Here is a 12,108-nt window from a genome sequence, read left to right as displayed (position 1 = left end):
TTGAGCAGGATCTTGACGGTGACACCTTCGGGGTGGAGGGAACGTGACACACTGCCGCCGGGCCTAGTGGCCGCGACAAGGGCGACGTGGAGATCCGCTACCCAACGCGTGGCGTCCGGTCCCGAGACTTCAAGTGAGGCAGTACCCACTGTCAATCATTCTTCCGCTTGTTTGAGCTGGATGAGAAGTGCTCGGATTTGGTCCAGTGCCGGATGACTCGTTCGCTCGGCCAAGGCGATGGCTCGGCGCTGGAAATGCGCAGCATCGTCGACTCGTGCCATCTGCAACAGCATGACAGCCATGTTGAAACTCGTCGTCGCCTCTGATATGCGGTCGCCGATAGCGTGAAATATCGCAAGGCCTTCGTCGTAGTTGTCCTTTGCTCCTGCGAAATCGCCCTGCTGGAACCGGATTGCGCCGATGTTGTTGAGGGTGGTCGCTTCGCCGGCGCGGTTGCCGACCTCTCGGTGGAGGGGCAGGGCCTGTTGGTAGTAGGTCAGGGCCCGCTGCTGGTCCCCGAGCCTGTCGTGCACGAGGCCGATGTTGTTGAGGGTGGCCGCTTCGCCGGCGCGGTCGCCGACCCCTCGCAGGATGGGGAGAGCCTGCTTGAAGTAGGTCAGGGCCTGCTGCTGGTCCCCGAGCCCGTCGTGCACGGAGCCGATGTTGTTGAGGGTGGTCGCCTCGCCGGCGCGGTCGCCGACCTCCTGCCGGATGGACAGGGCCTGTTGGTAGCGGGTCAGGGCCTGCTGCTGGTCCCCGAGGTTGTTGTGCGCGCCGCCGATGTTGTTGAGGGTGGTCGCTTCGCCGGCGCGGTCGCCGACCTCCCGATGGAGGGGTAGGGCCTGTTGGTAGTAGGTCAGGGCCTGCTGCTGGTCCCCGAGCCCGTCGTGCGCGCCGCCGATGTTGTTGAGGGTGGTCGCTTCGCCGGCGCGGTCGCCGACCTCCCGCCGGATGGACAGGGCCTGTTGGTAGTAGGTCAGGGCCTGCTGCCGGTCCCCGAGGTTGTTGTACACGAGGCCGATGTTGTTGAGGGTGGTCGCTTCGCCGGCGCGGTCGCCGACCCTCTGCATGATGGGCAGGGCCTGCTGATAGTAGGTCAAGGCCTGCTGCCGGTCCCCGAGATTGTCGTGCACGAGGCCGATGTTGGTGAGGGTGGTCGCTTCGCCGGCGCGGTCGCCGACCTCCCGCCGGATGGACAGGGCCTGTTGGTAGTAGGTCAGGGCCTGCTGCCGGTCCCCCAAGTTGTTGTACACGGCGCCGATGTTGTTGAGTGTGGCGGCGTCGTAGCCTTCCTTGCCGGCCTTGCGGTACAGGTGCAGGGCCCGCTTGTAGCTGCTCAGCGCCTGTTGGGGTTGCCCGGTGGAGGATTGGGCCCAGCCTAGGTCGTGGAAGGCATCGGCGTCCGGACCGAGAGTCAGGGTAGCCCCCGCAAGGGCGGCGACGTCCGCGAACCGAGACCCGCGAAGCCACGCCCGCGCGACCTGTCTCCCGACATCCCGGGCGATCACCGGCTCCCGACCGGCTACCGCCAGTCGATGCACCTCCACCCACTGGGAGACCGTGGCAGCCGACCTGCCGGACAGAGGCGCCGGTTCCCAAGCCCGCCCGTCGTCGGCGGCTGCGCCTAGGGCATCAGTCAACCCAACACCGTCCCCGCTCGGCTCTGCGACCTCTGACACCGCGCAATCTCCTCGACAAGGGACTCACAAGAAACCGAACCGTACACAGTTCTGGCCCAAAGAACCGGCAATTCCTCACAACCGACGCCGCTAACCGCACGACACCGGAAAAGCTACATCCAAAATCAATCTGCTGACCCTCAAGCTCCACTCCATCTCACGGTCCAGAGCGACTTAAGATGCCCATGCCGAATCACACAGCCGCCCCATGGTTCGATTCACCTGAGCTGCGACCGACCGTCGTCCTCAAGCAAAGGCCGCATCACTCCAGACGTTGGGGCGCACCGGGCCCGTTCCAGTCCACGGTCAAACGCCGGGCGCCGTCGCCCAGCAACCGGAATCCCTCCACAACGGCCAGCACGATACCGCTGACTCCGAGCTCGTAGCCTGTAACGACCATGATCTGACACTTGAGACCGTGCCCTTCACGGCCAAGAATCAGTCGGCTAAACGCGCTCGGCCGCACCTTAGGGGCACCGACCGGGTCTGTCTCGTGAAGGGTGGGTCGCGTATTTGATCCGCGCGAGTTCGGTCGTCGAACCGTCCTGAGGACGAAGCGCGGTGACGGTGAAGGTGTGCCCGGCCATGCAGATGTCGCGGCACCGATTTTGATCATGGGTCTGGCTGTGGTCGAGGCCGACGGCGACCTGCTCCATGACGGGCAGGGGCGGTTGGGGATGCCACAATGCTTCGGGTTCCGACCATGGGGGGATTCATGTCCGTGGAGCTACAGGCAGCGATGCCGGTCGCCTTCCCCGTCGTCGCGCTGGTGACCACGACCCGGGAGGTACTGACCGAGTTGCTGGGCGGCTGTTCCGTACCGGCGAATGCTGTACGCACCGGCCGCCGGTACGACCAGGGTGAGTTGGTCGATCCGGGTCGGGTCCTGACCCTGGCCGAGCAGGAGACGACCATCGTCGGCGCCGATCTGGTCGGGCCTGACTACGGCCGCTCCGGCCCGTTCTACCGGCTGGTGGTAGGCGACAAGGACGACGGTGCGTTCTTCTATGTCAGCGCATACCCGGCCTATCCCGAGTTCGACGAACCAGCACGGACCATCCTGTTGTGCATCCCGGACCGCACCTGCGTCGGCGTCGCCGTCGGGGCAGCAACCACGCTGGCCGCGGCCATTCGCGGTGGAGGTCAGATCGAGGAATGCCAGCTTGACCTGTTCCCGGTCGTCGACCCACATGCGGCGATCCAGGCGTTGCGCCTGCCCGATGCGGGAACGGGATTCGTCGACCAATGCGTACGGTTCGTGCGCGCGATCAGGTCGCTCAACGGCTGGCCATCGACGGCCAATGCTGCTTCCTGGCCCAGCTCGTGGCCTAGCTGAGGACGCCGCGTACGCCTGGGTGTTGGTGCACGTGGTGGCCGCCGGTCTGATTCTGGGGCCGTCAGCCGGTCTCGGCCGTTATGGCGGGACCGGCCCATCCGGGCTGACCGGGCGTCACCAACCCCAACGTCACGGTCGACCGTCGAGGAACATCCGTAGCCGGGTGAGGGTTTGCTCGTTGTCGCCGGGCACATGCCCGTTGACCGCGCGGCACACCCAACCGAGCCGCAGCGCCACCCTGGTCGCGGCGACAAGGTCGCCGTCAAAACCCTTGGTGTACGGGACCAGGTAGGCGTCGCGGAACGGGGTGGTGTCGACGGACTGCTCGACGTCGTCCAGGCCCCACGCCAACACCCCCTCAAGGGTCACCGACAGGGTGAAGAACGGGTGCGAGATGCACGCGTCGCCCCAGTCGAGCACCAGGTGGCGGCCGTCCCGGACGAAAACCTGTGCGTCGTGCAGGTCGTCGTGCTGGAGGAGTTCCGGCAGCGCGTACGCGGCAAGTTCGTCGCACAGGTCGGCCACCATCGGCGACGCGTCGCGGTACCGCCGCTCGGCGCCGATCTCGTCCAGCAGGCGTTCGTACGCGCCCGGCAGCACGGCGAGCCGCATGTCCGGTACGCCCAGGGCAAGCAGGTCGTCCACGTCCCCGGCGAGGTCGAGCTGGATGCCGGCGTAGAGCGGCAGGACGTCGTACCAGCGGTCGAGGTTTCCCTCGCGTGGCGCCACCGTACGCAGACTTTCCCCGCCATCGGCCATCAGCATCCAACCGGCGGTGGTGTCGGCGGCGAGCAGCGGTGGCACCGCATCGGGCCGGCGAGCGGCGATCCGTTCGACGACGGCGGCCTCGTGCCGTAGCGGGTCGGCATTCGCCTTGAACCAGACCGAGCCCATCTCGGTCGGGATCCGCAGCACCGTCGACCACGGGTAGACATGCGGCTGCTCGATCGCCCCGGTACGGGCCATGCCCAGCTCATCGAGGCGGCCGTCGATCCAGCCGTGCACCCCGGCCAGCCAGTCCCGATCGCGCCAAAGCCCGTCCTCCATGGCGGGGAGATTACTGACCCACCGAGCCTCCGCGACATCGGTTATCCCGGCCGTCAGCAGTGGTGCCGCCCGTACACGGATGGCCCTTTCTCCCACGTGGAGCGCCGGCGGCCGTCGCTGCCTCACCGGTGCGGGCGTCGGTGACCACGGGCGGGCGGCGATCCGCCCGGACTACCGGTCGTACCGGCCGCCGTCCATTCGGATGGTGGCGCCGGTGATGTAGTCGGAGACGGGGCTGGCGAGGAAGGTGATGAGGTCGGCGTACTCGCGGGGATCGCCGATGCGGCCGACGTCGGTGCCGGTACGGGTCGGGAGGTGATGCTCGACCTCCTCCCAGGTTTCACCCCATCCGTTCGTACGCCCGAGTTCCAGGAGGTATTCGCGGGTGGTGGGGACGAGGATGGCGCCGGCGGCGATGGCGTTGGAGGTCACCCCGGTGTGCTTGAGTTCACGGGCCAGCGAGCGGGCGAGGCTGAGCCGGGCGGCGTTGCTGGCGGCGTAGTGCGGCTGCGCGGCTGATGGCGTTTCACCGGTCACGCTGCCGACCTGGATGACACGGCCCCAGCCCTTGGCCCGCATGCCCGGAACAAGATGCCGGATCAGACGTACGGAGCTGAGCACGTTGATGTTGTACATCTCGGCCCAGGCATCTGCGTCCGTGTCCGCCCACCCGGTCGCGGGATCGTAGAAGCCGGCGTTGTTGACCAGGATGTCCACCTCTCCGGTCCGGCTGGCCACCGCTTCGGCACCGGCATCGGTGGTGAGGTCACCGATGACGGCCTCACCACCAACCTTCCGGGCGGTCTGCTCGGTACGGGCCTGATCCCGGCCGTGCACCACCACGCGGACCCCTTCGGCTGCCAGGACAGCGGCGATCTCCGCGCCGAGGCCGCCGCTCGCACCCGTGACCAGAGCGCGCTTACCAGCGAGCTGCAGATCCATGCGTTTCTCCCATCACTTCCCGATACGCCTGGGCCGACGCTCGATACCGGTCGAACTATGGCGCGCCAAAATTGGACCGGCAAGTCCAGATTGTGGGCCAGGGCGCGGAGCCCGTCCAGGTGCGGCACGTCACCAGTTGGGGAACTCCGCGAGGAGCGAGATCGGCGGGCAGGAACGCCGCGCCGTGACGCGCCGCGTCGACGAAAGTGGGACGAATCGGCCGGAGACAATGACCTCCTCGATGCGCGAGGGACACTGCCTCCGGCCGTTCAGGGTCGGCGTGGCTTTCCGGTGTGTCAGATCCGGGTCATGTCGGAGGCGTATCCGCCTCCGCCGGGGTAGGTCCATTCGCCGGTGACGGTGGTGTCGTCGGCGCTGAACGTGCCCTCGTAGTAAGCGGGGCCGCCCTTCGCGCCGGCCCAGATGGTCAGCTTGTCGCCGACGAGTTCGTAGACGTAGTCGAAGGTGTTGCCGGCCGCGTCGTAGAACCGCGACACCACGTCCGCCCCGACCGGCTCGCCGAACGGGTGTAGGTGTCCGATGACCTCCAGGCCGGTGACCGGCTGGTCGAACTGGCTCAGTTCCACGTGCTGGAGCAGGAAGAACCGGCCGGGCATCCACTCGTACCGCACGGTTCCCTCGGCGCCGCCGGTCACCGACCAGGTGCCGACCAGGCGGTCCAGGGCGGTCAGTTCGGCGCTCGGCTGGGTGTTCTCAGACATCGTGTCCTCCTCGGTGGGTGCTTGCCGGTACCTCGGAGGCGACGTCCGGGCCTTGACGTCGACAATGTGTGACCTAGCTCATGCTCTGGAACGTCAAAGTCCGCGGAGCGGCCACGAGGTAGCGGCAAGCACCCACCAAGGAGGAAGTCATGGCCACCGTCGCCGCCACCGTTCCCGCCGTCCGCCGTTCGTCCGACCGGCTGCTCCTCGCTGGTGCCCTTGCCGGGCCGGTCTTCTTCGCCTCGGCCGTGACGCAGATGCTCACGCGTGAGGGCTACGACATCACGCGGCACCCGATCAGCCAGTTGGCCACCGGAAGTCTCGGGTGGATCCAGATCACCACGTTCGTGCTCGCCGGCCTCGGCGGCCTGGCGCTCGCCGTCGGTATCCGACGCACGCTCACCGAGGGCACCGGCCGGCGTGTACTGCCGATCTTCGTCGGGATCTTCGGTGCCGGCCTCGTCGCGGCCGGGGTGTTCACCATGGATCCGGAGTACGGCTTCCCGGTAGGGACCCCTGAGGGGCCGGTCGACGAGATGTCCTGGCACAGCATCGTGCACTCGACGGCGGCCGCCGTCGCCTTCACCGCGTTGGCCGTCGCCGCCATCGCGCTGACCGTCCGGCACGTCCGCCGTCGGGCCGCCCTGCCGGCGGTGCTGAACGGCCTCGCCGCGCTCATCCTGCTGATGCCGATGTCGCCGAGCCACATGAGCATCCAGATCGCCCTGAACGGCCTGGTCGCCTTCACCTGGACGACGGTCGTCGCCCTCTCCCTACGCCGTTCCAGCCGGTCGGCGTAGCGTGATCAAAGCCCCGCGAACACGAGGACAACTGTGAAGTATCTGCTGCTCAGCTACACGCCGGCCGCCGCCTGGGACGCCGCGACCGCCGACACCCCGTCCGAGGAGGCGCTGGCCGCGTTCGCCGCGTACCAGCGGTTCGAACAGGAGCTGATCGAGACCGGCGAGTTCGTCAGCAGCGAGGGACTCGGTCACCCGGCAGTCAGCACCACGGTCCGCAGGACACCGACCGGCGTGGTGGCGACCGACGGCCCGTTCGTCGAGCTCAAGGAGGTCCTGGCCAGCTTCGCGGTGATCGACGTGGACAACCAGGAGCGCGCCGTCGAGATCGTCTCGCGGATGGTCGAGGTGCTGGGCGAGCCGATGGAGATCCGCCCGATCATGGGCGCGGACTTCGCGACATGACCCGCCGCATCCGGCGTCATCGGACGGCGGCAGGCCCGGCGGGCACACGAACGGCAGCACCGGCGTGACACCGGACGTCGAGCACCTGCTGCGTACCGAGGCACCGCAGGTCCTCGGTGCGCTGGTGCGGCGCTTCGGCCACTTCGACATCGCCGAGGACGCGGTACAGGAGGCACTGCTCGTCGCGAGCCGGGCGTGGCCGACGGACGGCGTGCCGGACAACCCGCGCAGCTGGCTGATCCGGATCGGGTACCGGCGGATGGTCGACCTGCTCCGCACCGATCAGGCCCGGCGCCGCCGCGAGCGGCACGCCGGCATGAGCGAGCTGGCGATGCGGGACCCGACCCGCCAGGCAGATCCCGCGCTGGAGACCGACGACAGCCTCACCCTCCTGCTGCTGTGCTGTCACCCCACGCTGAGCCCCACCTCCCAGGTGGCGCTCACGCTCCGCGCAGTCGGCGGCCTGACCACCACGGAGATCGCACACGCGCACGGGACGACCGAGAACACCATGGGCGCCCGGATCAGCCGAGCCAAGCAGCAACTGGCCCGCGCCGGAGCCAGGTTCACCCCGCCGACCGACGCCGACCGCGACAGCCGGATGAACGCCGTCATGCAGGTGCTCTACCTGATCTTCAACGAGGGCTACACCGCCTCCACCGGAGACGAACTCACCCGTGTGGACCTGACCCGCGAGGCAATCCGGCTGACCCGGATGCTCCACGACTCCCTGCCGGACGACCCGGAGGTGACCGGGCTGCTCGCCCTGATGCTGCTCACCGAGTCGCGACGCGCTGCCCGTACCGACGGCGACGAGTTGGTGCCGCTGGACGAGCAGGACCGGACACGGTGGGATCCCGAGCTGATCCGCGAGGGCGCCGACCTCATCGACAGCGTCTGGCGGCGGCGCGAGGTCGGCACGTACCAGCTACAGGCGGCGATCGCGGCCGTGCACGCCGCGGCCGCGTCGCCGGACCAGACGGACTGGCCCCAGATCGCGGCCCTGTACCTGGGACTGGAACGGCTCAGTCCGACCGCGCCGGTACGCCTGAGCCGGGTGGTCGCGGTCGCGCACGCGTACGGGCCGGCCCGAGGACTGGCCCTGCTCCACGACCTCAACCGGAGCCACCACCTGGACGAGAACCCACTGACCCGGCAACGCGAACGCGCGATCCGCGCACATCTGCTCGAAATGACCGGTGACACGACCTGCGCGGCGGCGCGGTTCCGCGAAGCAGCCGCCCTGACCCAGAACCAGGTCGAACAGCGATACCTCCAACGCCGAGCCCACCGCCTCGGCTGACCGATCGCCGGCCGGCGACCGCGATCAGGGAGTCGGTACGGCGGACGCGCGCAGGGCCGCGGCCAGCCACTCGTACGGAAATCGCTCCGGCGGCACGTTGTTCACGGCGGTGACCAGCTCCATGTACCGGTCGAACGGGTCCTCCGGGTCCGGCGGGGTGCGGTCCCACTCCGCGCCCTCCAGCATGTGGTCGGCTGTCTGGATCCGGAACTCTGGCGTGTCCGGCATCCCGGGGCTGTCCGGGGTCGCGAAGATGCCGGTCAGCCACCCGATCCACTGGTCGGCGATCTCCCGCCCCCTGGGCGAGTCCGGCGGCACCTGCTCCCGCGCCGCGTCCATCACCGGCTGGGCGATCGCCGCGCCCGCTTCCAGGGTGTCCAGCATCGGCGACGAGGTCATCAGCGGCCCGGCCCCGGTGGTGCACGCCTCGTACAGCTCACGGCGTACGGCCTGCCGGACCTCGGTGTCCCGGACCAGTTCGGCCAGCTCGATCCACGCCTCCAACTGGGCCGCGGTGGGTTGTTCGGGCAGCTCCGGGCGGGCCGCCCGCCACCACTCGACCATCCGCTCCGGTGCCTCCCAGCCGGTGGTGACCTCGGTCCAGAACTCGTCGATCAGCCGGTCGCGTTCCTCGTCCGGCATGCCGACCAGCTTGTGCATCAGCGTGACCTGCTCGGCAGTGGAGTCCTGCCGGAGGATGACCGACAGCACCGCGCGGCGGCTCCGCAGCCGTGCCTCCTGCCGTGCCAGCAGGGCCAGGTGGGTGGCGGCCAGCTCGCGCAGTGTCGCCTCGCCGGCCAGCACCCGCCGGATCTCGTCCAGGCCGGCTTCGAGTTCCCGCAGCGTCCGTACCAGTTCCAGCCGGGCGATGGCCGACACGTCGTACAGGCGGTGGCCGGCCGGGGTGCTGGCGGCCGGCGTGACGACACCGGCGTCCGCGTAGTACCGGACGGCGCTGACGCTCAGGCCCGTCCGCCGGGCGACATCCCCGATGGGGTACAGCTCGTTCATGTCCACGACGACCACTATGCGATCTCAAGCGGCTTGAGATGCAAGCCCCCACTCGGGCCGGCGGTCATCGTTCAGTAGCCGGCGAGCTGCGGGGCCAGCGCGAGCGTCACGAACGCGACCGTCAACCCCGCGACGAACCGTTGGTGACCGTCGTCCTACTGGCCGGGTACGACGCGTAGGGCCAGTTCGACCACGCGTTCCAGGTCCTGCTGGGTGGCGCCGGCCGAGGCGTGCACGGCCAGCCCCTCGGACACGGTCATGATGTAACGGGCCAGGTCGTCCGGGCTGTTGGCGGCGGGTAGGTCACCCTCGTCGACCGCACGCTGGAACCGGTCACGCATCGCCAGTTCTCCCGCCTTGCGGGCGCGGGCCAGGGTCGCGGTCACGTCGGCGTTCGCCGGGCCGCAGGCCAGGCCGCCCTGGATGGAGAAGCACCCGGCGGGACGTCCGGGGGTGGTCACCGCCTTGGCGTTTTCGCGGAGAAAGGTCTCGGCGACCTGCCGGGCCGTGGGTTCGGCGAGCGCGGTACGGGCGTACGCCATGTCGATCTCGGCGTACCGGGCGAGCGCCTTGTCGAAAAGATCCCGTTTGTTGCCGAATGCGGCGTACATGCTTGTTTTGTTGATTCCCATGGCCTCGGTGAGGTCGTGGAGCGAGGCGCCCTCGTAGCCCTGCCGCCAGAAGATCTCCAGGGCGCGGTCGAGTGCCCGGTCGGCGTCGAAGCCACGGGGTCGGCCGATGGAGGTTGGCTGGGTGGTGCTCATGCAGCCATGGTAGCCCGCTCGGGACCGATCGGTACACAAGTCGGCCGGGACGTGCTACGGTCGACTTCAGTACCGATCGGTACCGAAGAAACCCCTGGAAGGAACTCCGATGGGACAACTGACTGGCAAGACCGCGGTCGTGACCGGGGCCACGAGCGGCATCGGCCTCGCCGTGGCTCGACGGTTCGCCACCGAGGGCGCTCACGTCTTCGTCACCGGACGCCGCAAGGAGCACCTCGACGCGGCCGTCGCGCAGATCGACGGCGACGTCACCGCAGTGGCCGGCGACGTGTCCGACCTGGCCGACCTCGACCGCCTGTACGAAGCGGTGGCGCAGCAGGGCCGCCGGGTGGACGTACTGTTCGCCAACGCGGGTGGGGGAGAGTTCGCCTCCCTGGAGCAGGTGACCGAGGAGCACTTCGACCAGACCTTCGACACCAACGTCAAGGGAACCGTGTTCACCGTGCAGAAGGCGTTGCCGCTGCTCAACGACGGTGCGTCGATCATCCTCAGCGGCTCCACCGCCGCCACCAGCGGCGCCGAGGCGTTCGGTGTCTACGCCGCATCCAAGGCCGCCATCCGCTCGTTCGCCCGTACCTGGGCCAACGAACTGCGCGGACGCGCGGTCCGGGTCAACACGATCATCCCCGGCCCGACCGACACCCCCGGCATCACCGGCCTGGCCCCCAACGAGGAACAGGCCGTACAGCTCAGGGGCTACCTCGCCGGGTCGGTACCGCTGGGCCGGATGGCCCAGCCGGCCGAGATCGCGAACGCGGTCCTCTTCCTCGCCTCCGACCAGGCCAGCTTCGTCACCGGCGCCGAACTGTTCGCCGACGGCGGACTCAACCAGATCTGAACCGGGAAGTCGGCGGTGGTGTAGGTCGTACGGGTCGTCGGGCCGCCGCCACATTCTGGCGGAACGTCGGTGGGGCGGCTGCCCGACGACCCGGTGCGGCGCTCGCCTCGCTGTCCGCCGTGCCGTTACGCGGAGGAGGTCAATGGCGAAACAGGCGAACGCCGGTACGCACAAGGGTGATGCCCTGTCGCTGACATTCGGCGAGCACGTCTGCGGATCGGATGGAGTCACCCGGCTCGGCGATGTACCGGACGCCGTGCCGTTTGGCCTGTTCGACGTTGTCGGCGAACGGGAGCGCGCCGTCGGAGACGAACGCCACCTGATCCAGCCTCCGCAGCCACCGGGTCCGGTCGGCGGAGTCGAGAGGTTCGCCTTCCACGGCGGTCCGGCGGATCTGCTCATTGACGTGATCTTGAATTTTGGTGTTGGCGTCCACGTCGAGCGCCTGAATGCTCGGGTGGCGACGCAACCACCAGGTGTCGACCTTGGCGCCGGCGAGCTGAGTGCAGTCCACCCGTGACTGTTGACCGGCACCGATCCCCAGGGTCATCCCATCGCGAAGGTACGCCACGGAGTTCGACTGGGTGTACCTGACAACGATGAGGCCGAGCAGCAGGTCGTCCACGGCCGAAGCGGGCAACTGCGGGTCTGACAACATTTCGCGGGTCAGCGGGACGTCGTCTCGTGGCTGGGTGAGCCGCAGGCCGTAGACATCGCGAGTCTCCGTCAACGGTGGCTGAAAGTCCGGGTCGGCTTCCACCACGAGGAAGCGGCCTCCTTTCTTCGCCGACAACACGGACACGACTCCAGGCTCGTAACCCGGGGCGACGATGCCGTCCGAGACCACCCGGCGCAGCAGGTCGGCGAGTTCCGCGTCGACGGTCTCCGACACCGCGACGAAGTCGCCGTACGAGCTTTTCGGGTCGGCGTCCCGGGTGCGTACGTATGCGCTGGTCAACGCCCCGATCGTCGTCGGCTCCAGCCCGTACGTCCGCGCCATGACGGCGTCGATCGGACCCGCCGCCGCAGCTCCGGCTGGTGAGACGTGTTTGAAGGAAGCCGCGACGGGCCGACCCAGGGCGTTCGCAGCCTCACGAACGAGTTGCCAAGCGGCGGCGGCGTCAAGGATGTTGATGTAGGACGGATCGCCGTGGAGGAGCCGGAAGGGTCGGCGGGTCGGATCGACCGGTGTCGCGGTCGCCGGGCGCTGGTGCGGGTTCATGCCGTAACGCAGGTTCAT

At 68.6% G+C, this 12,108-nt stretch carries 12 protein-coding genes; 5 read left to right on the top strand and 7 right to left on the bottom strand.

The annotated features are described in order from the left end of the window. Positions 1 to 155: 155 nt before the first annotated feature. The gene (locus OIE47_RS06245) at positions 156 to 1,547 is read right to left on the bottom strand and encodes a tetratricopeptide repeat protein (protein ID WP_326560538.1); all 1,392 of its coding nucleotides are present in this window, start codon (positions 1,545 to 1,547) and stop codon (positions 156 to 158) included. Between the two features lie 853 nt (positions 1,548 to 2,400). On the opposite strand from OIE47_RS06245, the gene OIE47_RS06240 reads away from it, so the two are divergent. Next, on the top strand, positions 2,401 to 3,015 hold the full coding sequence (locus OIE47_RS06240; RefSeq protein ID WP_326560537.1) for a hypothetical protein: 615 nt from the start codon (positions 2,401 to 2,403) through the stop codon (positions 3,013 to 3,015). A gap of 129 nt (positions 3,016 to 3,144) precedes the next feature. Here OIE47_RS06240 and OIE47_RS06235 read toward each other — a convergent pair whose 3' ends face one another. The 3 genes from OIE47_RS06235 to OIE47_RS06225 form a co-directional block, all read right to left on the bottom strand. Beyond that, positions 3,145 to 4,062: a phosphotransferase gene (locus tag OIE47_RS06235; protein ID WP_326560536.1), complete on the bottom strand. Its 918-nt coding sequence runs from the start codon at positions 4,060 to 4,062 to the stop codon at positions 3,145 to 3,147. A 171-nt stretch (positions 4,063 to 4,233) separates the two neighbouring features. Beyond that, positions 4,234 to 5,004: an SDR family NAD(P)-dependent oxidoreductase gene (locus OIE47_RS06230; RefSeq protein WP_326560535.1), complete on the bottom strand. Its 771-nt coding sequence runs from the start codon at positions 5,002 to 5,004 to the stop codon at positions 4,234 to 4,236. A gap of 296 nt (positions 5,005 to 5,300) precedes the next feature. After that, complete coding sequence (locus OIE47_RS06225; RefSeq protein ID WP_326560534.1) at positions 5,301 to 5,726, bottom strand: hypothetical protein; 426 nt, start codon at positions 5,724 to 5,726, stop codon at positions 5,301 to 5,303. Positions 5,727 to 5,875: 149 nt separating this feature from the next. Between OIE47_RS06225 and OIE47_RS06220 the strand changes: the two genes are divergently transcribed. The 3 genes from OIE47_RS06220 (at position 5,876) to OIE47_RS06210 (ending at position 8,234) form a co-directional block, all read left to right on the top strand. After that, positions 5,876 to 6,526, top strand: coding sequence for a DUF998 domain-containing protein (locus OIE47_RS06220; RefSeq protein WP_326560533.1), 651 nt, complete (start codon positions 5,876 to 5,878; stop codon positions 6,524 to 6,526). Positions 6,527 to 6,559: 33 nt separating this feature from the next. Further along, positions 6,560 to 6,931 (top strand): YciI family protein, encoded by a 372-nt coding sequence (locus OIE47_RS06215; protein WP_326560532.1) that lies wholly within the window; start codon positions 6,560 to 6,562, stop codon positions 6,929 to 6,931. A gap of 64 nt (positions 6,932 to 6,995) precedes the next feature. Continuing rightward, positions 6,996 to 8,234, top strand: a complete 1,239-nt coding sequence (locus tag OIE47_RS06210) for an RNA polymerase sigma factor (RefSeq protein WP_326560531.1) — start codon at positions 6,996 to 6,998, stop codon at positions 8,232 to 8,234. A gap of 24 nt (positions 8,235 to 8,258) precedes the next feature. Here the strand turns inward: OIE47_RS06210 and OIE47_RS06205 are convergent, their stop codons facing one another. Both OIE47_RS06205 and OIE47_RS06200 read right to left on the bottom strand, forming a co-directional pair. Beyond that, complete coding sequence (locus OIE47_RS06205; protein WP_326560530.1) at positions 8,259 to 9,251, bottom strand: MerR family transcriptional regulator; 993 nt, start codon at positions 9,249 to 9,251, stop codon at positions 8,259 to 8,261. Positions 9,252 to 9,400: 149 nt separating this feature from the next. Then, positions 9,401 to 10,009: a TetR/AcrR family transcriptional regulator gene (locus OIE47_RS06200; RefSeq protein ID WP_326560529.1), complete on the bottom strand. Its 609-nt coding sequence runs from the start codon at positions 10,007 to 10,009 to the stop codon at positions 9,401 to 9,403. 109 nt (positions 10,010 to 10,118) lie between these two features. On the opposite strand from OIE47_RS06200, the gene OIE47_RS06195 reads away from it, so the two are divergent. Next, positions 10,119 to 10,868, top strand: a complete 750-nt coding sequence (locus tag OIE47_RS06195; RefSeq protein WP_326560528.1) for an SDR family oxidoreductase — start codon at positions 10,119 to 10,121, stop codon at positions 10,866 to 10,868. 139 nt (positions 10,869 to 11,007) lie between these two features. On the opposite strand, the gene OIE47_RS06190 is transcribed toward OIE47_RS06195, so the two are convergent. After that, positions 11,008 to 12,108, bottom strand: a complete 1,101-nt coding sequence (locus OIE47_RS06190) for a phosphoribosylaminoimidazolecarboxamide formyltransferase (protein WP_326560527.1) — start codon at positions 12,106 to 12,108, stop codon at positions 11,008 to 11,010.

It is taken from the genome of Micromonospora sp. NBC_01796 (assembly GCF_035917455.1).
In the GTDB taxonomy this organism is placed as follows: Bacteria; Actinomycetota; Actinomycetes; order Mycobacteriales; family Micromonosporaceae; genus Micromonospora_G.
Note: the sequence above shows the minus strand (reverse complement) of the source record. Positions and strands in the feature narration are given on the sequence as shown.